The organism is Rhizobium sp. NZLR8, from assembly GCF_019685025.1.
Classification (GTDB): domain Bacteria; phylum Pseudomonadota; class Alphaproteobacteria; order Rhizobiales; family Rhizobiaceae; genus Rhizobium.
In genome coordinates, this window is sequence record NZ_JABDVY010000008.1 from 62797 (window position 1) to 83675 (window position 20879).

Here is a 20879-nt window from a genome sequence, read left to right on the forward strand (position 1 = left end):
CCGGACTGGGCCCCCGGAAGAGAATTGCCGCCAATCTTATCATGATTGCAGCGCGGTATCGCCCCAGTTCGAAACGGCCCAGCGCGGATTGTCCGAGACGTTGAGCACGGTATCGCGCGCAACGGTTATGAAGCCCCATTCCGCGACGTTGATCAGCGGCAGATCGGCGACGACGAGCTGCTGGAACTTGCGGTAGAGATCGGTGCGCGCCGTCGTGTCGACGGTTTCGGAGGCCTGATGGATGATCTTGTCGAGCTCCGGATTGACGTAGCCGCCCTGGTTGGAAAAGGGCACACCATCAGGTGTGCCGGACTGGACGAGAATGGTGGTGGAGATCGCCGGATCGCCGCGGAACACCGGCGGACCGACGGCAAGATCGAAATCGTGGTCGGTATAAACAGCTTTCTGGTGGGCGGCCGCATCGGCATTGACGATCTCGGCATCGATGCCGATCACGGCGAGCGCCTGGCGAAGGTAATCGCCGAACTGGCGGGTCTCGTTGAAATAGGGCGCCGGGCGAAGCTTCAGCTTGAAGCGGTTACCGTCCGCCCCTTTGGCGTAACCCGCCTTGTCAAGAATATCGTTGGCGGCGGCGGGGTCGAATGCATAGGCCGCGACATCTGATGTGTAGAACTCCGGCGCATTCCTCGGCACCGGGCCTGTGGAGGCAGCGGCGTAACCGAGGAAGATCGTGTCGACCACAAATTTCTTGTCGATCGCCTGGGCGATCGCCTGGCGGACCCGGAGGTCGGCCAACTCCTTGCGGCGGTGATTGATCTCGACGACCAGCTGATAGGTCAAAGCCTCATAGCCCTTCGAAATCACCTTGATACCGTCGACCTTGGAGATGCGGCCGAGATCGGCAAGCGGCACTGCCGAAAAGGCGGCAAGCTGGATTTCGTCGGCTTCGAGCGCCGCCCCCGCCGACGCGCGATCCGGCAGCACGCGGAAGACGATCTCATCGAGTTTCGGCTGGTCTTTGCCCCAGTAATTCTCATTGCGCGTCAGCCGGTAATATTCGCCGGGCTTGTATTCGGCGAACTTGAACGGACCAGTGCCGACGAGCGCGTTGTTGGCCGGATTGGTGGCGATATCGCTGCCGTCGAAGATGTGCTTGGCAACGACGCTGGTGACGACGGGCAGGGCATTGCGGATCAGCTGGAACGGCGTCGGCTTGGAGAAGCGGAAGACGGCGGTGTAATCATCAGGGGTATCGACGGCTTCGAGATCGGCGAAGACCAGGCGGCCGAGATTCTGCAGCGGCTTCCAGATATTGAGCGCGGAAAAGGCGACATCGAGCGAGGTGAACGGCTTGCCGTCGTGCCAGGTGACGCCGTCGCGCAGCTTGAAGGTGACGGAGAGGCCGTCGGCCGAGCCCTCCCAGGACGTGGCGAGGCGCGGCGAAAGCCCGTCCTTGCCGTCGAACGAGGCTTCGGCCAGTGGTTCGATCACCTTGCTTGCGACGAAAAAGACGCCGTTCGAGGCAACGATGGCAGGATTGAGGTTCTTCGGCTCGGAATCCGCAGCAACGATCAGCCGGCCACCGGCGGGCGCCGTCTGCGCCAGCGCGTGGCGGCTAAGCGCCGTCGAAGCGAGGAGCAGGGCGGCGCCCTTCATCAGCGTGCGCCGCGAGATAGATGGTACGGTCATGACCCCTCCTGATCGATAAAATTTCAAGTGCCCATATTCAGGGCGAAATGCCAACTATCATAGATAATTAAATTCGAATGGTCGGGCCGGGCGAGACATTTTTTGTCACCCAGCCATTATTTGCTTGGAGCAGGATATTCCTCGAAAACCGCTCACACTTTGCGGCATCATGCTCTAGCCGCTGGCGGCGAGGCGTGTTGGCTCGCTAAAGAGATCGCGGTAGGCGGCACCCGGATGCGGCGCGACAAGTCGCGGTCCTGCTCCCCCAAGCTTTTCCCGCAGCGTGCCCTTGGCATATTCGGTCTTGTAGACGCCGCGCTTCTGCAATTCCGGCACCAGCAAATCCACAGCATCCTCGAAACTCTCGGGCGTCACGGCATAGGCGAGGTTGAAACCGTCGACATCGGTGTCCTCGATCCATTCCTGCATCAGATCGGCAACCGTCTGCGGCGAGCCGACGAAAACAGGACCAAAACCGCCGACGCCGACCCAGTCGGCCATTTCGCGCACCGTCCATTCCTTGGTGGGATCGATGGTGGTGAAGGTCTCGACGGCCGATTGCACCGCATTGGTATGACGGTGGCGCAGCACTTCGTCCGGCCCGAATTGGCCGAAATCGATGCCGGTCCAGCCGGAGATCAGCGTCAGCGCGCCTTCGAAGGAGGCATATTTGCGGTATTCGTTGAATTTGCGCTGCGCCTCGGCATCGGTCTCGCCGAGGACTACTGTCTGGAGGTTGAAGGCGAGAATGTCGCGCGGGTTGCGGCCGATACGCTCGGCCGCCTCGCGGACATTCGCGACATAGCGTTTCAGCACCGCCTTCGATGGCGACGCCACGAAGATGCATTCGGCATGGGCGCCGGCGAAATCCTTGCCGCGGCTGGAGGCGCCGGCCTGGTAGAGCACCGGCGTGCGCTGCGGCGAGGGTTCGCTCAAATGAATGCCGGGCACGTTGAAATGCCGGCCGGAATGGCGGATCGGGTGGACTTTTTCTGGATGGGTGAAGATGCCGGTTTCGCGGTCTCGGACCACGGCGCCGTCCTCCCAGCTTCCCTCCCAGAGCTTGTAGCAGACTTCGAGATATTCTTCGGCGAGGTCGTAGCGATCGTCGTGTCCCGTCTGCGCCGGCTGACCGATGTTGAGCGCGCCGCTGTTGAGATAGGAGGTGACGATATTCCAACCGACGCGGCCTTTCGTCAGATGATCGAGCGTCGAGATGCGGCGGGCGAAGGTGTAGGGATGCTCGAAAGAGAGCGAAGCCGTCAGGCCGAAGCCGAGGTGCTCGGTGGCGTAGGCCATGGTCGGGATGAGCTGCAGCGGATCGTTGACCGGCACCTGCGCCGAATGTCGAAGGGCGGCATCGACATTGCCGTTCAGCACATCGTAGACGCCGAGCACGTCGGCGATGAACAGGCCGTCGAACCCGCCGCGCTCCAGCGTCTTTGCCAGATGCACCCAGTAGTCGAGATCCTTATAGGTCCACGACTTGTCGCGTGGATGGCGCCAGAGCCCCGGCGACTGGTGTCCGACGCAATTCATGTCGAAGGCGTTCAGCCTGATTTGGCGGGTCATGTCTTTCTTCCTTGGAATTTAGGAATTGCTGCGGCCGAGGCCGTAGGTCAGCGCCAGCGCGCCGACGAGCACGGCGCCCTTGACAAAATCCTGGGTGTAATAGGGGGCGTTCAGCATGGTCAGACCGTTCAGCAGCACGCCGACGAAGACGGCGCCGGCGATGGTGCCGAGCACGTTTGGGCGCCGCAGGTTGAAAACGGCAAAACCGATCAGCGCGGCGGCAACCGAATCCATCAGCAGCGAGCCGCCGGAAGAGATGTCGCCACGCCCAACGCGGGCGGCAATGATGATGCCGCCGAGCGAGGCCAGCGTGCCCGACAGGACATAGGCGAGCGTCTTCAGCCTGACGGTCGAAGCCCCAGCGAGCCGGGTGGCGACCTCGTTGCCGCCGGTCGCAAACAGCAGCCGGCCGATGCGGGTGCGTTCGGTGAGGATGAAGAGTACGACGGCGACCGCCGCCATTAACACCACTGAGACGGGGAGGGTGCCGAAGATGCTGTAGCGGCCGATCAGCAGGAAGGCCGGGTCGTAGGCGCCGGTCGCCTTCGAACCGTCGGGCAAGGTGAGGCCTGATGAAATCGACCGGCCGGCAGTGGGTATCAGCTGCAGGCCGGAGAGCAGGAACATCATCGCCAGTGTCGCCAGCAGATCCGGCACCTTCAGGCGGACGATCAGCAAGGCGTTGACGAGGCCGACCAGGGCGCCGAAGGCGAGCACCAGCGGCACCGTCGCGTAGGCGTCGAGACCCCAGACGATCATCGCATAACTCGCCGCCATCACGCTCGATGCGGCGACCGCGCCGATCGACAGGTCGAAACCGCCGACAGCAAGCGTGACAGTGACGCCGGCACCGAGGATGGCGACGACCGACACCGCCTGCAGGATGCTCATGAGATTGGCGATGTTGATGAAAGCGGGCTCGGCGATCGAAAAACCGACGATCAGCAGCGCAAGCAGGATAAACACCGCGCCTGCGCGGAGAAACGCCCCTAAGGCTGCAAGGCGGCCGCTTTCGGCGTGCGATACCGTTTGCAGAGTGCCTGCCCGAGTGTCGTCGTCGAACGTCGTCATGCCGATATTTCCTGAATGGCAAAAGGAGCGGCATTTCCGTCCGCGGCGGGTTCCAACACGTGGCGGTCGATGACCAGGATGCGGTCGGCCACTTCATAGGCCTCCTCGGGATCGGAGGTCGCGATCAGCGTCGCCCGGTCGGTGCGGGCACGGATTGCCTGTATGATATCGCGGCGGGCGCCGACGTCGACGCCCTGAAAGGGCTCGTCGAGCAACAGGAGGCGGCTTGGCTCCGCTTCCCAGCGGGCGATCACCGCCTTCTGCTGGTTGCCGCCGGACAGCGACCAGACGGAGGCGAGCGGACCGGCTGCCTTGATGCCGAAATGGGCGATCGCCTGCTCGGCCTCATGTCGTTCGCGCCTGCCGAGGAGGAACCCGCGCGGATACCATTTGGAAAGATGCGGCAGGCTGATCGTCGCCGAGAGCGAATGGCCCGGCCATGCCGGCGGCATCAGCGAGGAACGATGACGGTCTTCGGCCGCCATCGCAACGCCTGACGCAATCGCTTCGGCCGGGCTTTTCGGTCGGTAAGGCCGGCCCTCGAGAAACATCGTGCCACCCTCAAGCGCCGTCGCGCCGAAGATCGCCTGGAGCAGCCGGCTCTTGCCGGCGCCGAGCACGCCGGTCACCGCCACCACTTCGCCCTCATGGAGCGACAGATCGAAGGACGCGCCTGTGGGCAGCAGGCAGGCATCGCGCATCTCGAAAATCACCGGGCCGGTCGCGGGCCGCGCATCCGGCCGGGCCGCATCCAATCTGCGGCCGATCATCGTCTCGATGGCGCTCGAAAAATCGATCGGCCGCGAGAAGGTGCCGACGACGCGGCCGCCGCGCATGACGAGCGCGCGGTCGGCAATCGCTTCGAGATCGGCTGTGCGATGCGATATATAAAGGATTGCCAGTCCCCTCTGGCGAAGCCTCAGCAGAATGTCAAAGAGACGGCGGCTTTCCTCTCCGGAAAGGCTCGCCGTCGGCTCATCGAGAATGAGGAGATCGGCGCGGTTGGCTAGCGCCCGTGCAATCGCCACCAGTTGCCGGTCGGCGCTGGCGAGTTCGCCGAAATCACGGTCGAGCGGCAAGGTGAGGCCGGCAGCATCGAGCATCGCCTGCGCCGCTCGGCGAATGCCGGCGCGCGTGACGAAGAAGGGCGTGCTGCGATCGGCGAAACGGTTGAGAAGCAGGGCGTCGGCGACGGTCAGGCCGGCTGCACCGACCAGATCCGTCGACTGATGCACGGTGACGATACCGGCCCTTGCCGCTTCCGCCGGGCTGCGCGGCGCGAAGGGACGGCCATCGAAACGGATCGTACCGCCGTCGGCCGGAAGCACGCCGGAAAGGATTTTGACCAGCGTCGATTTTCCCGCGCCGTTTGCGCCCATGAGCGCTACGATCTCGCCGCGCTCGATCGAAAGATCGGCGCCGGCAAGCGCCCGCGTCGACCCGAAGCTGCGGCTGATATTTTCTATGTGAAGAAGCGGCATCGACAAGATCCGGGACTGCATTTGTATCAGGAGTGTGCCTCTTTTGGGCGGTCGAATTCCAGGCACGCATTTCCCCGGCGGACAGTGCCGGGGGAACAAAGAATCTCCCGCAGCCCGCAAAATCGGATCATTTAATCTACTAAAAACATAGAGATTATATCTAATAACTTGACGCGTCGCGGGGTGCTGCCTGTCAGACGACGCCTCTTTTTGCCAAAAGGAACGCGACGATGAAATCCCTCGCACGGCTCGCACTGTCTGCCGCCGTCATTCCGTTCATTTTCATTCAAGGCGCAAAGGCCGACGGCCTGTCCGGTGCTCCGGCTCCCTTCGACAAGGGTGGCGTCAAGGTGGCGTTGATCAGCTACATCTCGGCCGGCGATTTCTTCCAGGCCTACCAGGCGGGCGCCGAGGCCCAGGCCAAGGCACTGGATATCGACCTGCGCATCTTCCCCGGGCGGCAGGATGCCGCCGAGCAGCGCGAGCAGATCCTGCAGGCGATCAACCTCGGCGTCTCCGGCATCGTCATCGACCACGGCCTGCCGGAATCGCTCGGCGACGTCGTGCAGCAGGCGCTCGACAAGGGCATCAAAGTCGTGGCTTTCGACGTCAACCTCAACAATCCCAAAATCCCACAGGTGGAGCAGAGCGACCACGAGCTTGCCTCGCTGGCGCTCGCGCAGGTGGTGAAGGATAACGGCAACAGCTTCAACGCCGGTTATGTCTATGTCGCGGGCTTTGCGCCGCTCGACCGCCGCAACGAAGTCTGGGACAAGTTCAAGTCGGACAACAAAGGCGTGGTCGAAAAGGCCCGCTTCGGCAATGTCAGCGACACGACGGCAACCTCGACCGCCGACCAGGCCAAGGCCGTACTCACAGCCAATCCCGATATATCGGTGGTCTTCGCCCCCTATGACGAATTCGCCCGCGGCGTAAAACTCGCTGCCAACGATCTCGGCATTGCAAACAAGCTCAAGATCTATTCTGCCGATGTCTCCACGGCCGATATCCAGGAAATTACCGAGGAAGGCAGTCCCTGGGTCGCGACCGTCGCCACCAATCCGGCCGTGGTCGGCGCCGTCTCGATCCGCGCCGCCGCTCTCGAAATCGCCGGCCAGACGGTACCCCATCAGATTACCGTGAAGCCGACGCTTCTGACGCAGGAGAGCCTGCGCGCCGCCGGCGTCAAGACGATCGAAGAGCTGGCCGAAAAGGTCCCCGCCTTCAGCATCAGCGATGCGGCGACCGCCAGCTGGATCCCGGACAAACTGTTCTGAGGCTTTTGGCTTGATCCTTTCCGGCGGGGAGCGTGCGGCTCCCGCCGGAACATCCCCTTGGAGAATTGGAGTTCCGCCCATGAGCCAGTCCAATGTCGTCTTCGCGGCCCCCCGCAACCCGACGCGAGAAGACCTCTTTGCCCGTGCCGAGGCTATCTCGGCCGACCTTTCCCAGCGCGCGGCCGAACTCGACCGCGACGGCCGTCCGCCACTTGCCGAGATCGTCAAGCTGAAGAATGCCGGCCTGCTCAACGCGCTGCATCCGTCAGAGATCGGCGGCGGCGGCCTCGATTGGGTCGACGGGCTGAGGCTGGTACGCATTCTCGCCCGTGGCGAGAGCTCGATCGGCCAGTTGCTCGGCTACCATTATGTCAATAGCCAGTACATCTACTGGGCGCTCGATGCGGCGCGCGCCCAAGCGCTCGGCGGCGAGACGGTGGCGAAGAACCTCTATTGGGGCGCGGCCGTCAACCCGCGCGACCCCGGGCTGGTGCTGACCCGCCGCGGCAACGGCTATGTGCTGAACGGCCGCAAGTCCTTCTCCACGGCAGCGCGGGTCTCCGACTATATCAACGCCAACGCCACGCTCGATGACAAGATCGCCGGTTTCGCCGTGCCGACCAATCGCCCAGGCTACGTTGCCAGCGACGACTGGGACAATATCGGCCAGCGCCTCTCCGACAGCGGCAGTGTCGAATTCCACGATTTCCCCGTCTACGAGGAGGATTTCGTCGGTGCGCCCGCTGCAGCCGATGTGGCGCCGCCCGTGCTCTCGACCTTCAATACGCCGTTCATCCAGCTGGTCTTCGTCAACCTTTATCTCGGCACCGCCGAAGGCGCGTTGCAGGCGGCCGTCGACTACGTCAGAACCACGACCCGGCCGTGGATCACATCAGGCGTCGAGCGGGCAGCGGACGATCCCTATATCCTCGAACGTGTCGGCGAATTCACCGCCGCGCTGAAGGCCTCGGCAGCCCTTGCCGACAGCGCGGCAACCGCCGTGCAGGCGGGTCTAGCCCACGGCCGAGATGTGACGGCACGCGAGCGCGGCGAGGCGGCGGCGGAAGCCTATGCCGCCAAGGTCCATGCCACCCATGTCTCGCTCGACATCACCTCACGCGTCTTCGAACTGACGGGCGCGCGCTCGACAGCGAACAAATATCGCTTCGACCGGTTCTGGCGCAATGTCCGCACCCACACGCTGCACGACCCGGTCTTCTACAAGGCCAAGGAAGTTGGTGAATTCGTGCTGAACGACAAGATACCGGAGGTCAGCCTCTATAGCTGAGGCGGCCGTCTTCCCTCGAACGCAAAAGCCCCACCGCCAACGCTGGCGGTGGGGCTTTCGTTTGCAAGCGACGGAAATTTCAGAGCGCGCCGTTTTTCGGCGGCGTCACGCCGTTCAGATGGTAGTTGCCGACAACGTGATATTTCCAGCGCACCGGATCGTGCAGCGTATGAGTGCGGGCATTGCGCCAGTGGCGGTCGAGATTGAGGCCTGCCTGTACCGACGAGGTTCCGGCAAGTTCGAAGAGCGTATTCGCCGCCTCGATCGCCACCTCGGTCGTCAGCACCTTGGCGGCGGCAACCGCAAGCGTCGCCTCGACAACGTTTTTCTCCGTCGTCTCGATCTGCGCGGCATCGACCTTGTGGCCGGCACGCTCGACGAGCGCCGTTGCGGCTTCCAGCCGGATGGCGATCTGGCCGACCTTGGCGATCGTCAGCGGATCGTCGGAGGCACGGTCGAGGCCGCTATCCATCCAGGGGCGCGATTTCGTCCTGACGAACTCCAGCGTTTCGGCAAAGGCCGCCCGCGCGATACCGAGATCGATACCGGCATGGATGATCTGGCCGACCGAGCCGATCGTCGTCGGCCGCTCGAAGCCCTTGTGATGGAAGACGACGGAATCGGCGCTGACATAGACATTGTCGAGGATCGTCGTGCCGCTGCCGGTGGTGCGCTGGCCAAAACCGTCCCAGTCGTCGACGATCTCGATGCCTTCGGTGCCTTTCGGCACGAAGGCCATGGTCAGCCGCTCCTCCGCATCGAGCGCAAAGACGGCGATCCAGTCGGCAAAGAGGACGCCGGTCGAATAGAATTTGCGGCCGTTGATCCGGTAACCCGGACCGTCGCGGGTGATGCGCGTGTTATAGTGGCCGACCGTCTTCGTGCCGCGCTCGGAAAGTGCATTGCCGAAACGGTCGCCGGCCAGCACCCGGCCGAAGAAATAACGCTGCTGCTCCTCGCCGCCGTCGGTTCTGAGCGCCTCGAGAATATAGAAATGGTTCTGCGGGATCTGGCCGATCGAACTGTCCGCCTCCGACAGGATCGCGGTGATCTCGGCAAGCACGGCGTTCGAGACGTCGAGCCCGCCATATTGCGCGGGCACGGTGATCGCCAGAAGGCCGGATTGGGCGAGAAGATCGAGTTCGGCGAACGGCAGGAGCCGGTCGCTATCGCGCTCGGCGGCGCGTGCGGCAAATTGCGCCGCCAGCCTGCGGGCGGTTGCGATCACTTCCTCGTCGCTGCCGATACGGGCGGCCACCGGCCGGATCTGGTCTGCTTGCCTCAGGACGGTATTCATCGATGTCTCCAATTCTACCGATCCTATCGGTGAAAGAAATCGAGCATCGAGATAAGAGCACAAATTCTATAGATGTCATGTAAAATGGAAAGTGTTTGCTTATCGGCCTCCGGCCGCCGGGATTAGTGTCTCGGTTCGGCGTTTCCGTGAAAACGCGGCCGGAGAAGGAATGAAATTCCTGGCGGAAATTACTGCAGCCGGCCTCGATTTGAATTCGTCGACCTCCTACGTAACCGATATCCGATGCGTCGCCGCAGCGGCTCCGGAAAGAACGCCCAATGCGGGGCAGGCGGCCGCCTTGCCCGATCCATGAGGAAAATCATGACCCGTTCACGGCAGTTGCGCCTCGGCGCCTTCATGCGTCCCGTCAGCTTGCATACCGGCGCGTGGCGTTATCCCGGTTCCTATCCTGACGCAAACTTCAATTTCGCGCATCTAAAGTTCTTTGCACAGGCGCTGGAACGGGCGAAATTCGACGCCTTCTTCATGGCCGATCATCTTGCCGTGCTCAACATGCCGGTCGAGGCACTCAGGCGCAGCCACACCGTGACCTCTTTCGAGCCCTTCACGCTGCTCTCAGCGCTGGCGGCAGTGACGGAGCGTATCGGTCTCGTCGCTACCGCTTCCACCACATTCGACGAGCCCTATCACATAGCCCGACGTTTCGCCTCGCTCGACCATATCAGCGGTGGCCGCGCCGGCTGGAACATCGTCACGACGTCGAACCCCGACGCCGCTCTCAATTTTGGCCTCGACGAACATATGGAGCATGGCGAGCGTTATCATCGCGCTCGGGAGTTTTATGATGTCGTCACCGGGCTCTGGGACAGCTTCGCCGACGACGCCTTCATTCGCGACCGGGAGAGCGGCCTGTTCTTCGATCCGGAAAAAATGCATGCGCTGAACCATAAGGGCGAGGAACTCAGCGTCCGCGGGCCGCTCAATATCGCCCGCCCGCCGCAGGGATGGCCTGTCATCGTCCAGGCCGGCCAGTCGGATCCCGGCCGCCAGCTTGCCGCGGAGACCGCCGAAATGGTCTTCTGTTCGCCGCGCGATCTTGCCGCCGGCAAGGTGCTTTTTGCCGATATCAAGGGTCGCATGGAAGCCATCGGCCGCAACCGCGACCATCTGAAGATCCTGCCCGCCGCCTTCGTCATCGTCGGCGACAGCATCGAGGAGGCCCGCGCCAAACGTGCCACCCTCGACGGCCTGGTGCATTACGACAGCGCAATCGCCTCGCTTTCGATCGCGCTCGGCCATGACGCTTCCGGCTTCGATCCCGACGCGCCGCTACCGGCCGATATTCCCGACACCAATGCCAGCAAGACCGGCCGCGCCCAGGTCCTGAAGCTTGCGGCGGAAGAAAACCTGACCGTGCGGCAGCTGGCGCAACGCTATGGTGGCTATGCCGGCCTTGCCTTCGTCGGTACACCGGCAAGCATTGCCGACGAAATGGAATGCTGGCTGGAGGAGGAAGGCTCGGACGGCTTCAATATCGTCTTCCCCTATCTGCCGCAGGGTCTCCTTGACGTCACTGAACGACTGGTTCCGGAGCTTCAGCGCCGCGGCCTGTTCCGCAGCGAATATGAAGGCGCAACGCTGCGCGAGCATCTCGGCTTGCCGCGGCCGGAGAACCGGTTCTTCGTATCGGGCGCATGAGGCGCTGCTGCCAGCCGCTCAGCTCCGTGTGCCAGCAAAACGCCAGGGGTCGATGCATTCGATGCCTAGCGGGATGAAATGCGCGACATTGCGGGTCACGAGGTTCAGCCCGTGTTCCAACGCAGTGGCGGCGATCATTGCATCGGCGGATGGACGCTTGTCCGCGGTTGGAAGCAGTCCGGCCCGGCTTGCCGTCGCTGCATCGAATGGCAGGATGCGCTCGGCGAATTCCGTCAGCACGCTCTCATCCATCCAGCGGCGCAGATCCTCGGCGAAGCCGGGGTCCCTTCCGCGCTCGCGCTGGATGCCGAACTGGATTTCCATGATCGTAACCGCTGAGAGATAGGCTTCGGCAACGGAAAACTCCTTCATGAAGTCTTGGAATTCCCGCGACTGCCGCTCGGCTCTTCGCGCAACAGAGACGACATTCGTGTCAAGCAGGAACACCATCAGAACTCGACGGTCCTGTCGTCAAAGCCGAGCCGCTCGGGCTCGAACTCCCTTTCATCGGCTGTCGGATCGCGCAAGGCCGCAAAGAGTGTCTTCGGCGCCTTCCAGTTCGCCTGAAATTCCGCATAACTGACAAGCACATAAGCCGCCTTGCCGCGATCGGTGATCACGAGCGGCCGTTCATTCGCCTCCTTCTTTGCCTTACTCGGATTCTGGTTGAAGGAAGCGCTGGTCATGAAGGACATTTTCATCGACTCGTCCATACTACATTCATCAGAAAGTATGCTACATTTAACTCACTTTTACAAGATCGGCGGGGAGGGAGCCCCCGCTTTCCTGGAGGAGTCATCCAGCGGCGCTCAGACCATGGCCACCGCCTGAAACGCATCGCTTTCTCCCGGCACCAATTCGAGCGGCCAGACGACGTTGCGGCCGGCATCGGGATAGAACTTGCGATAGGCCGGCATGTTGGCGAGAAGCATCTGGCCCAGCGCGATGCCGAGATCGTGGAGTGACATGCGGAAGCAGCTGAGCGAGGGCTGCAGGAACCGCGCTCGAGGCGCGTCACGGAAGCCGATCACGGCAATGTCGCGGCCGGGCATGACGCCTGCCTCCGTCAGGCGGCGGTAAAGGCCGATCGCCATCAGCTCGTAGATCAGGATCACCGCCGTCGGCCGCTCTTCAAGAAGCAGCAGCTCGTGGGCCGCCTGATAGCCGCCTTGTTCGCTCGACTTGACGCGGATGACGAGCGACCGGTCGAACGCTATATCGTGGCGTTCGAGCGCGCGGCGATAGCTCTCGAGAAAGACGTAGCCGAGGTTGACCTCGCTCGACGGCGCGGTGATCGCGATCCGACGGTGGCCGCGTGCGACCAGCCGCTGGACCGCATGTTCGGCCACGCCTTCGAAATCGAGATCGATCCAGGGCGAATTGCTGGCCGAAAGGCTGCGGCCGACCGAAACGAAGGGGATCTTTGCCCGCGACAGAAGATCGATGCGCCGGTCGATACGCTGCATATTCGAGATGATCATCGCATCGACGATGCCCCGCGCCACCATGCGCGTCAGATATTCGTGCGGATCCTCATCGCTCGGGCTGGGCAGCATGATGAGGTCGAGGCTGTGGCGGGCAAAGACGCTTTGCAGGCCGCTGGTGACGCCGAGGAAGAAGTTGTCGGCATTCTCGACCGCCTCCGTGCTGGATTCGATCATCAACCCGATGACCTTCGTCTCTCCCTGTCTCAGGCTCCGCCCCGACTGGTTGGCGACGTAGCCGAGTTCCTCCGCGGCTGCCAGCACGCGGCGGCGCGTTTCCTCGTTGACATCAGGCTTGCCATTCAGCGCCCGGGAGACCGTGCCGATCGAAATATCCAAGTGTTCGGCAAGCTGGCGAATGCCCTTCATCGTTGTTGATTTTCCCTGGAGCATGATGCCGAAAACTGCGCGCGGTTTCCAGATGACATCCTGCTTTCCTTCTCTGATTTAGATCCATTCGGATCTCGGTCCGAAATTTCGCATTTGGCGTCTATTGACATCGCAAAGTGTTTCCGCCAACATTCGTAAACGTTTACGGAGTGCGTGTCACGAGGAGAGTTGGCGCCATTCCCTGGAGGAAATCGTGAAATTCAGTGCCATTCTGTGCGGGTGCGGAGCTATGTCCAAAGGTTGGTTGCGCGCCATCGCTTCCAACCCTCAACTGGCCGAATCCATCACCATCGTCGGTCTCGTCGACCTCAACCGGGAGACGGCGGAAAAGCTCGCTGCCGAGTTCGGTCTTAAGGGCGCTGTGATCGGTTCGGACCTGTCCGAAGTTATCGCTGCGACCAAGGCCGATCTGGTCTTCGACATCGTCATTCCGTCCGCCCGGTACGATGTCGTTTCGGCGGCGCTCAAGGCCGGCTGCCACGTGCTCAGCGAAAAGCCGATGGCCGCCTCGCTTGCCGAGGGCGCTGCGCTGATCGATCTCGCCGCAGAAACCGGCCGCATCCATGCGGTCATCCAAAACCGCCGTTTCATCTCGGGCATCAGGCGCCTGCGCCGCTTCGTCGACAGCGGCGTGATCGGCGAGCTCACCGGCATCCATTGCGACTTCTTCCTCGCACCGCATTTCGGCGGCTTCCGCGAAGAGATGGATAATGTCCTGCTTCTCGACATGGCGATCCACACCTTCGATGCCGCCCGTTACGTCGCCGACAGGAAGCCGCTCGCCGTCTATTGCGTCGAGCGCAATCCGAAGGGGTCGTGGTACCGGCACGGCGCCTCGGCCAATGCCATCTTCGAATTTTCAGACGATATCGTCTTTACCTATCGTGGCTCCTGGTGCGCCGAGGGTGAGCGCACCAGCTGGGAAAGCCAGTGGCGTCTCGTCGGCTCGAAGGGCATGCTCACCTGGGACGGCGAGGAGAGCTTCAAGGCGACGGTTGCGGGCGAGGAGCCCGGCCTGTTGCGTGGTTCTACTTCCGTAAACGTTCCCGGTCCGGAGCATGACGAAGAAACCCACGGCCACGCCAGCGTCATCGCCGACTTCATCGCGGCGATCCGCACCGGCAAACAGCCCGAAACGGTCAACTCCGACAATATCAGAAGCCTCGCCATGGTCTTCGGTGCGATCGAAAGTGCCAAGACCGGCAAGCGCATCGAAATTTCAGCATAGGATCAAGTGACGTGAGCAACCCTGCAAAATCAATTCGCATCGGCACCATGGTCAGCGGTAACAAGGGCGATACCGCCCAGCGCATCGGCGAAATCGCCGACATGGGCTTCGAAAGCTTCGAACCCTTCTTCTGGCAGACGACCAAGGGTCAGGACCTTTCCGAGCTCGGCAAGCGCTGCCTCGACGCGATCGGCGACCGCGACATCACCATCTCGACGCTCGGCATGTTCGGCAATCCGCTGGAAGAGACCGCAATCGACCTGGAGACGCTGCAGGGCTGGAAAGACTGCATCGACAATGCCCATCATTTCGGCGCCACTTGCGTTGCCGGCTTCACCGGCCGCATCCGCGGCAAACCGCTGACCGACAGCCTGGCTCGCTACAAGCAGATCTGGAGCGAGCTCGCCAAACGGGCGGCCGACAAGGGCATCAAGATCGCCTTCGAGAATTGCGCCATGGACGGCAACTGGGCAAGCGGCGACTGGAACATCGCCCACAACCCCGACGCCTGGGAATTGATGTTCAACGAGACGCCGGACGACAATATCGGACTGGAATGGGAGCCGTGCCATCAGATGGTCTATCTGATCGATCCGTTGCCGCAGATCCGCAAATGGGCGCACAAGTTCTTCCACGTCCACGGCAAGGACGCGACCATCCGCTGGGAGGTCATCAAGGAACACGGGATCTTCGGCAAGGAGAAGTTCGTCTTTATGCGCACGCCGGGCTTCGGCGACAGCAACTGGACCGACATCATTTCCGAGCTGCGCCTTGCCGGCTGGTCCGGCTCGATCGATATCGAAGGCTGGCACGACCCGGTCTATCGCGACGCGCTTGAAATGACCGGTCAGGTCTATGCGCTGAACCACCTCAAGCATGCCCGGGGCGGCGAATTCGTCGTCGACCCGGTCTGATGATATCGTTTCCGGCAAGGAGGAATTGCCGGAAACGGGGTAACCACAAAGGAGGAGAACCATGGCTATCCGTAAATATGCAATTCTCGGCGCTCTGGCGCTTACAGGCGTCTCGCTGTTTGGCCTTTCGGCCAAGGCCGAGGACGTCACGCTGACACTCTGGTCGCTGGATAAGGACACCCAGCCGGCGCCGAACCTCGTCAAGGAGTTCAACGCCCAGAACAACGGCATCAAGATCGAGTATCGGCTGATCCAGTTCGACGACGTCGTCACCGAGGCGATGCGCGCCTACGCCACCGGCCAGGCGCCCGATATCATCGCCGTCGACAATCCGGAGCATGCGCTGTTCTCATCGCGCGGCGCCTTCCTCGACCTGACCGATATGATCGCCAAGTCGACCGTCATCAAGCCGGATAATTATTTCCCCGGACCGCTGAAGTCAGTGGAATGGGACGGCAAGTATTTTGGCGTGCCGAAGGCGACCAATACGATCGCGCTCTACTACAACAAGGATATGTTCAAGGCCAAGGGCCTCGATCCGAACAAGCCGCCGCAGACCTGGGACGAACTGGTCGAGGATGCGCGCAAGCTGACCGACCCCGCCAAGAACGTTTACGGTCTGGCTTTTTCGGCCAAGGCCAACGAGGAGGGCACCTTTCAGTTCCTTCCCTGGGCCCAGATGGGCGGCGGCAGCTATCAGCACATCAATGCCGACGGCGCGGTGAAGGCGCTCGGGATCTGGAAGACGATCATGGACGAGAAGCTCGCGTCTCCCGATACGCTGACACGCGGCCAGTGGGATTCGACCGGCACCTTCAACTCCGGCAATGCGGCAATGGCGATCTCGGGTCCCTGGGAACTCGACCGCATGACGCAGGAAGCGAAATTCGACTGGGGCGTCACCCTGCTTCCGGTTCCAAAGGAAGGGGCTGAACGTTCGTCGGCCATGGGCGACTTCAACTGGGCGATCTTTGCTACCAGCAAACATCCGGCCGAAGCCTTCAAGGCGCTCGAATATTTCGCCTCGCAGGACGACAAGATGTTCAAGAATTTCGGCCAGCTTCCGGCCCGTTCCGACATCTCCATCCCCGAGACCGGTCAGCCGCTGAAGGATGCCGCCCTCAAGGTGTTCCTCGAACAGCTGAAATATGCCAAGCCGCGCGGTCCGCATCCGCAATGGCCGAAGATCTCCAAGGCGATCCAGGACGCCATCCAGGCGGCGTTGACCGGCCAGATGAGCCCGAAGGACGCACTCGACCAGGCAGCGGACAAGATCAAGGCTGTGCTGGGCTAAGGAGCGGTTCGGTGTAGCCGAAGCGAAAGCGAAGAGCTGGATTGGCTCCTTGCTCCCTCTTCTCTCCGCTGGGGAGAAGAGGAAACCAAAATCATCCACCGATGGCATATGCCATCCAACTCTTTCCTCCCGGCAGGGGCCGTCTTCCGCGTCATGCGCCAGGCGGCCCCGATCGGAGCATCGGAGGACGCATGAAGAGGATCCTGATGAGCGTCAGGGACGGCCGCGGTTTCGATATCGTGCTGGTCGCTTTCCCGCTCGGCTTTCTGTTCCTGATGGCGGGCCTGCCGCTGATCTACAATGTGGTGATGAGCTTCCAGGAGGTCGACATGTTCAGCCTCGGGACCTTCTCGCGTCCTTTCGTCGGCTTCAAGAATTATACCGAGCTCTTCGCGCAGCCGGAAACGCTGCCGATCCTCTATAACACCGTCATCTTCGTCACCGGCTCGATCGCCGGCCAGTTCCTGATCGGCTTTGGCCTGGCGCTGTTCTTCTGGGTCAACTTCCCCGGCGCCTCATGGATGCGCGGCCTGTTCCTCGTCTCCTGGGTGATGCCCGGCCTCGTCGTCGGCGCCATCTGGAACTGGATTCTCTCTGGTGATTTCGGCGTGCTGAATTTCATCCTCAGGGAAAGCGGCATCATCTCCGGCAACATCTTCTGGCGCTCGGACCCGCATTATTCGCTCTATGCGGTGATCATCGCCAATATCTGGCTCGGCACCTCGTTCAACATGATCCTTCTGTCCGTCGGTCTTGCCGGCATTCCCGCCGATCTCTTCGAAGCGGCCGAACTCGACGGCGCCAATGTCTGGCAGCGCTTCTGGACGATCACGCTGCCGATGATGCGCTCGACCATCGGCGCCATCGTCTCGCTCGGTCTGATCTTCACTCTGCAGCAGTTCGATCTCTTCGCCGCGATCACCTCCGGCGGGCCGAACAATTCGTCGAACGTCACGCAATACTGGGCCTGGGATCTCTCCTTCCGGCAATACGACTTCGCCAAGGGCGCGACGATCTCCGTCATCATGATCGTCTTCGTCATGTTCGCGTCCGTCGTTTATGTCCGGTCCACACGCCACGAGGTGCGCGGATGATGACGACAAACCGTGGCCGCCTGATGCTGGCGATATCGATCGTCATGGCGGCAATCTATCTCTTCCCGCTTTACTGGATGTACATCACTGCGCTGAAAAGCGGCTCGGAGATGTTTGCGACGCCGCCCAGCTTCTGGCCGGCAGCACCCCAATGGGGGACCTACGCCACAGTCTGGGAAAGCCGCGACATGGGCCGCTATCTCTGGAACTCGCTGGTCATCGCTCTCGGCTCCATGGCGCTCATCGCGCTGCTTGGCGTCGGTTGCGCCTATGTGCTCGCCAGGTACCGCAATGTCTGGGTGGATATCGGCCTGTTTCTGATCCTGATGCTGCAGGTCCTGCCAGCATCGCTGATGATCACGCCGATCTTCGTCGGTTTCTCGCAGATCGGCATGCTGTCCTATCCGCGGCTCGCCGTCATTATTGCCGTCGCCGCAAAGAGCATGCCCTTCTTCGTCATCCTGGTTCGCGCCACCTTCATGAGCGTTCCCCAGGAACTGGAGGAGGCAGCCCTCGTCGATGGCAATTCGCGCGTCGGCGCCTTCTTCAACATCGTGCTGCCGCTCGCCCGCAACGGCATTCTCGTCAGCGCCATCCTGATCTTCATGCAGGCCTTCGGCGAATTCGTCTACTCGAAGTCGATGATCCAGGCGGCCGAACTTCAGCCGGCCAGCGTCGGCCTCAATTCCTTCATGGGGCCGAATACCAACGAATGGAACAACATCATGGCCTACGCCACGATGTATGTGACGCCGATCCTTGCCATCTTCGTTCTCTTGCAGCGCCGCATCGTATCCGGCCTCACCTCTGGAGCCCTCAAATGACCACGCAGATCGAGCTCAGAGGCGTCAATAAATATTACGGCGCCTTCCACGCCCTGAAGAACATCGACCTGTCGATTGCCAAGGGAACTTTCGTCGCGCTCGTCGGCCCTTCGGGCTGCGGCAAGTCCACGCTGCTGCGCTCGCTCGCCGGCCTCGAAAGCATCTCGACCGGCGATTTGAGGATCGCCGGCGAGCTGATGAACGGCGTGCCGCCGCGCAAGCGAGACGTCGCCATGGTGTTCCAGTCCTATGCGCTCTATCCGCATATGACGGTTGAAGAGAACCTGACCTATAGCCTGCGCATCCGCGGCATTGCCAAGGCCGAGGCCAAGAAGGCCGCCGAGGACGTGGCGGCGACGACAGGTCTGTCGCATCTGCTGAAGCGCTATCCCCGCGAACTTTCCGGCGGCCAGCGCCAGCGCGTCGCCATGAGCCGCGCCATCATCCGCCATCCGAAGGCCTTCCTGTTCGACGAGCCGCTGTCCAATCTCGATGCGGCGCTGCGCGTCCACATGCGCAAGGAAATCCGGGCGCTGCACGACCGGCTGAACGCAACCTTCGTCTACGTCACGCACGATCAGGTCGAAGCGATGACGATGGCCGATCATGTGGTGGTGATGCGCGACGGTATCATCGAACAGCAGGGCGCGCCGCTGGACCTCTACGACCGGCCGGTGAACCGGTTCGTCGCCGGTTTCATCGGTTCGCCGGCCATGAATTTCATTCCGGCGATCGGCGCGGAAGACGGCAAGAGCCTGATCCTGGATTTCGGCGCCGTGAAGCAGACACTTGCGCTCGCCCGCGCCGTCGAGCCGGGGCGCAAGCTCGTCGCCGGCATCCGGCCCGAACATATCGGCGTCGTCGAGCCCGGGCATGGCAGTTTCGATGTGCCGATCGCCTTCGTCGAATCGACCGGCTCATCGACCTTCATCGTCGCCGAAACCCAGCCGGAACTGACGATCGTCGAGACGCGCCGCGACAGGGTAAAATCAGGAGATACGATCGGGCTTTCGATCGATCCGGCCCAGATCCATCTCTTCGATGCATCGACGGACCACGTCATATAAAGCGGCCAAGCAGCCTGCCGGTTCGGATTTGTCATAAATCGAACCTGGGCGACGGCGTCGAGCCAAGTCTCGGACACACCACCCGAGGCTGGCTGCGCCAAAAGTGCGTCCCGACGAGCGCCCGAGCCGTCCGATCGAGCTTCGATCGCCTATAGAAAAATACATCCCGCAGATTCATCGCTGTTGACAACGACGAGCAATCGATATTGTCTTGTAAAGCGCTTTACTAAACCGCTTTACAATAGGTCCAATCAATGGCCAAGGGAACGACACCGAGCTTGAAGGATGTTGCGGCCGCAGCCGGCGTCTCGGTCACCACCGTGTCCCGTTTCGTCAACGGCAGCCTCGACCTACCGTTTCAGACCAAGAAGCGCATTGAGGACGCGATCAAGACGCTGAACTACCGGCCGAACCCGCATGCGCGCCGCCTGAGCAGGGGGCGCTCTGACACGATCGGCCTCGTCGTGCCCGATATCGCCAACCCCTTCTTCGCGACCCTCGTCGCCGCCGTCGAGCAGGCGGCCGACGAAAAGAAGCTCGCCGTCTCGCTGCATGCCACGCTCAACCGGCCGGGCCGCGAGATTGAATATCTGCAGCTGATCGAGCGCAATCACGTCGACGGCCTGATCTTCGTCACCAACCACCCCGACGACGGCGCGCTTGCAGCCCTCATCAACGGCACCGGCAAGGTCATCATCGTCGATGAGGACGTTCCCGATTCGAAAGCGCCGAAGCTGTTCTGCGACAATGAGCAAGGCGGTTATCTCGCTGGTCAGCACTTGGCCGCACAGGGTCACCGCCATGTCCTGTTCATCGGCGGTGACGAGCGCATGATCAGCGCCCGCAGACGTTATGACGGTCTGTTGAAGGCGCTCAGGGAGCGGCATGGCAGCGAGGCCCAGGCCGATCGCTATGCCGGCGAATATACGATCGAATACGGCCGTGCAGCTGCGCTTGAATATCTCTCGGGTGACCGAAAGGCGACGGCGATCTTCGCCAGCTCCGACGAGATCGCCATCGGGCTGGTCGAGGTCTTCGGAAGCCGGGGCGTCTCGATCCCGGCTGACATCTCGATCATCGGCTTCGACGATGTCGGCCCACTTCATCTTTTTGCACCGCCGCTGACAGCGATCCGCCAGCCGGTCCGCCAGATCGGCCGACGGTCACTGGAGCTGCTTCTGGAAACCAATTGGCACGAGTGGAAACCATCCGCTTCCGAGGAACTGGTGCCTGTCGAAATCGTGGTGCGGAACTCCGTTGCGCCGCCCGCGAAATAAAAAACAGCAACG

19 protein-coding genes are annotated in these 20879 nt (G+C 62.0%); 11 read left to right on the forward strand and 8 right to left on the reverse strand.

What is annotated here, in order from left to right; all coding sequences use genetic code 11:
- Positions 1-39 precede the first annotated feature (39 nt).
- From HJB89_RS18635 to HJB89_RS18650, 4 genes are all read right to left on the reverse strand, one after another.
- Positions 40-1650 carry an ABC transporter substrate-binding protein gene (locus HJB89_RS18635; RefSeq protein ID WP_207585896.1) on the reverse strand — a complete coding sequence of 537 codons (1611 nt, stop codon included), beginning with the start codon at positions 1648-1650 and terminating at the stop codon, positions 40-42.
- 174 nt (positions 1651-1824) lie between these two features.
- Positions 1825-3222: an LLM class flavin-dependent oxidoreductase gene (locus HJB89_RS18640; protein ID WP_207585897.1), complete on the reverse strand. Its 1398-nt coding sequence runs from the start codon at positions 3220-3222 to the stop codon at positions 1825-1827.
- Positions 3223-3240: 18 nt separating this feature from the next.
- Positions 3241-4293 carry an ABC transporter permease gene (locus HJB89_RS18645; protein ID WP_207585898.1) on the reverse strand — a complete coding sequence of 351 codons (1053 nt, stop codon included), beginning with the start codon at positions 4291-4293 and terminating at the stop codon, positions 3241-3243.
- Positions 4290-5774, reverse strand: coding sequence for a sugar ABC transporter ATP-binding protein (locus tag HJB89_RS18650; RefSeq protein WP_207585899.1), 1485 nt, complete (start codon positions 5772-5774; stop codon positions 4290-4292). Before HJB89_RS18650 ends, HJB89_RS18645 begins: the two co-directional genes overlap by 4 nt.
- A gap of 230 nt (positions 5775-6004) precedes the next feature.
- On the opposite strand from HJB89_RS18650, the gene HJB89_RS18655 reads away from it, so the two are divergent.
- Positions 6005-7051 (forward strand): substrate-binding domain-containing protein, encoded by a 1047-nt coding sequence (locus HJB89_RS18655; protein WP_207585900.1) that lies wholly within the window; start codon positions 6005-6007, stop codon positions 7049-7051.
- 79 nt (positions 7052-7130) lie between these two features.
- Entirely contained in the window at positions 7131-8339 is a 1209-nt protein-coding gene (locus HJB89_RS18660; RefSeq protein ID WP_221150366.1) for an acyl-CoA dehydrogenase family protein, read from the forward strand.
- 79 nt (positions 8340-8418) lie between these two features.
- On the opposite strand, the gene HJB89_RS18665 is transcribed toward HJB89_RS18660, so the two are convergent.
- Positions 8419-9636, reverse strand: a complete 1218-nt coding sequence (locus tag HJB89_RS18665; protein WP_221131193.1) for an SfnB family sulfur acquisition oxidoreductase — start codon at positions 9634-9636, stop codon at positions 8419-8421.
- A 169-nt stretch (positions 9637-9805) separates the two neighbouring features.
- Between HJB89_RS18665 and HJB89_RS18670 the strand changes: the two genes are divergently transcribed.
- Both HJB89_RS18670 and HJB89_RS18675 read left to right on the forward strand, forming a co-directional pair.
- Positions 9806-9949 carry a hypothetical protein gene (locus HJB89_RS18670; RefSeq protein WP_221116194.1) on the forward strand — a complete coding sequence of 48 codons (144 nt, stop codon included), beginning with the start codon at positions 9806-9808 and terminating at the stop codon, positions 9947-9949.
- An 8-nt stretch (positions 9950-9957) separates the two neighbouring features.
- Entirely contained in the window at positions 9958-11295 is a 1338-nt protein-coding gene (locus HJB89_RS18675) for an LLM class flavin-dependent oxidoreductase (protein ID WP_207585903.1), read from the forward strand.
- 18 nt (positions 11296-11313) lie between these two features.
- Here HJB89_RS18675 and HJB89_RS18680 read toward each other — a convergent pair whose 3' ends face one another.
- The 3 genes from HJB89_RS18680 to HJB89_RS18690 all read right to left on the reverse strand — a co-directional run bounded on the left by HJB89_RS18680 (position 11314) and on the right by HJB89_RS18690 (position 13148).
- Positions 11314-11745 (reverse strand): type II toxin-antitoxin system VapC family toxin, encoded by a 432-nt coding sequence (locus HJB89_RS18680; protein WP_221131194.1) that lies wholly within the window; start codon positions 11743-11745, stop codon positions 11314-11316.
- Entirely contained in the window at positions 11745-11996 is a 252-nt protein-coding gene (locus tag HJB89_RS18685; protein WP_221131195.1) for a type II toxin-antitoxin system Phd/YefM family antitoxin, read from the reverse strand. Before HJB89_RS18685 ends, HJB89_RS18680 begins: the two co-directional genes overlap by 1 nt.
- A 108-nt stretch (positions 11997-12104) precedes the next feature.
- Positions 12105-13148: a LacI family DNA-binding transcriptional regulator gene (locus HJB89_RS18690; protein ID WP_221131196.1), complete on the reverse strand. Its 1044-nt coding sequence runs from the start codon at positions 13146-13148 to the stop codon at positions 12105-12107.
- 214 nt (positions 13149-13362) lie between these two features.
- On the opposite strand from HJB89_RS18690, the gene HJB89_RS18695 reads away from it, so the two are divergent.
- The 7 genes from HJB89_RS18695 (at position 13363) to HJB89_RS18725 (ending at position 20867) form a co-directional block, all read left to right on the forward strand.
- Entirely contained in the window at positions 13363-14397 is a 1035-nt protein-coding gene (locus HJB89_RS18695; protein ID WP_207585907.1) for a Gfo/Idh/MocA family protein, read from the forward strand.
- Positions 14398-14408: 11 nt separating this feature from the next.
- Positions 14409-15311, forward strand: coding sequence for a sugar phosphate isomerase/epimerase (locus HJB89_RS18700; RefSeq protein ID WP_221141323.1), 903 nt, complete (start codon positions 14409-14411; stop codon positions 15309-15311).
- Between the two features lie 61 nt (positions 15312-15372).
- Positions 15373-16605, forward strand: a complete 1233-nt coding sequence (locus HJB89_RS18705; RefSeq protein WP_221150367.1) for a sugar ABC transporter substrate-binding protein — start codon at positions 15373-15375, stop codon at positions 16603-16605.
- A 191-nt stretch (positions 16606-16796) separates the two neighbouring features.
- The gene (locus HJB89_RS18710) at positions 16797-17699 is read left to right on the forward strand and encodes a carbohydrate ABC transporter permease (RefSeq protein ID WP_221116190.1); all 903 of its coding nucleotides are present in this window, start codon (positions 16797-16799) and stop codon (positions 17697-17699) included.
- Complete coding sequence (locus tag HJB89_RS18715) at positions 17696-18523, forward strand: carbohydrate ABC transporter permease (protein WP_221116189.1); 828 nt, start codon at positions 17696-17698, stop codon at positions 18521-18523. Before HJB89_RS18710 ends, HJB89_RS18715 begins: the two co-directional genes overlap by 4 nt.
- Complete coding sequence (locus tag HJB89_RS18720; RefSeq protein ID WP_221150368.1) at positions 18520-19590, forward strand: ABC transporter ATP-binding protein; 1071 nt, start codon at positions 18520-18522, stop codon at positions 19588-19590. The genes HJB89_RS18715 and HJB89_RS18720 overlap by 4 nt, the downstream gene beginning before the upstream one ends.
- Positions 19591-19844: 254 nt before the next feature.
- Positions 19845-20867 (forward strand): LacI family DNA-binding transcriptional regulator, encoded by a 1023-nt coding sequence (locus tag HJB89_RS18725; RefSeq protein ID WP_221116187.1) that lies wholly within the window; start codon positions 19845-19847, stop codon positions 20865-20867.
- Positions 20868-20879: the final 12 nt, after the last annotated feature.

Coding starts and splice junctions, on each gene's coding strand:
- HJB89_RS18635 (WP_207585896.1), bottom strand. CDS start 1,650: ATGACCGTACCATCTATCTCGCGGCGCACGCTGATGAAGGGCGCCGCC.
- HJB89_RS18640 (WP_207585897.1), bottom strand. CDS start 3,222: ATGACCCGCCAAATCAGGCTGAACGCCTTCGACATGAATTGCGTCGGA.
- HJB89_RS18645 (WP_207585898.1), bottom strand. CDS start 4,293: ATGACGACGTTCGACGACGACACTCGGGCAGGCACTCTGCAAACGGTA.
- HJB89_RS18650 (WP_207585899.1), bottom strand. CDS start 5,774: ATGCCGCTTCTTCACATAGAAAATATCAGCCGCAGCTTCGGGTCGACG.
- HJB89_RS18655 (WP_207585900.1), top strand. CDS start 6,005: ATGAAATCCCTCGCACGGCTCGCACTGTCTGCCGCCGTCATTCCGTTC.
- HJB89_RS18660 (WP_221150366.1), top strand. CDS start 7,131: ATGAGCCAGTCCAATGTCGTCTTCGCGGCCCCCCGCAACCCGACGCGA.
- HJB89_RS18665 (WP_221131193.1), bottom strand. CDS start 9,636: ATGAATACCGTCCTGAGGCAAGCAGACCAGATCCGGCCGGTGGCCGCC.
- HJB89_RS18670 (WP_221116194.1), top strand. CDS start 9,806: ATGAAATTCCTGGCGGAAATTACTGCAGCCGGCCTCGATTTGAATTCG.
- HJB89_RS18675 (WP_207585903.1), top strand. CDS start 9,958: ATGACCCGTTCACGGCAGTTGCGCCTCGGCGCCTTCATGCGTCCCGTC.
- HJB89_RS18680 (WP_221131194.1), bottom strand. CDS start 11,745: ATGGTGTTCCTGCTTGACACGAATGTCGTCTCTGTTGCGCGAAGAGCC.
- HJB89_RS18685 (WP_221131195.1), bottom strand. CDS start 11,996: ATGAAAATGTCCTTCATGACCAGCGCTTCCTTCAACCAGAATCCGAGT.
- HJB89_RS18690 (WP_221131196.1), bottom strand. CDS start 13,148: ATGAAGGGCATTCGCCAGCTTGCCGAACACTTGGATATTTCGATCGGC.
- HJB89_RS18705 (WP_221150367.1), top strand. CDS start 15,373: ATGGCTATCCGTAAATATGCAATTCTCGGCGCTCTGGCGCTTACAGGC.
- HJB89_RS18710 (WP_221116190.1), top strand. CDS start 16,797: ATGAAGAGGATCCTGATGAGCGTCAGGGACGGCCGCGGTTTCGATATC.
- HJB89_RS18715 (WP_221116189.1), top strand. CDS start 17,696: ATGATGACGACAAACCGTGGCCGCCTGATGCTGGCGATATCGATCGTC.
- HJB89_RS18720 (WP_221150368.1), top strand. CDS start 18,520: ATGACCACGCAGATCGAGCTCAGAGGCGTCAATAAATATTACGGCGCC.
- HJB89_RS18725 (WP_221116187.1), top strand. CDS start 19,845: ATGGCCAAGGGAACGACACCGAGCTTGAAGGATGTTGCGGCCGCAGCC.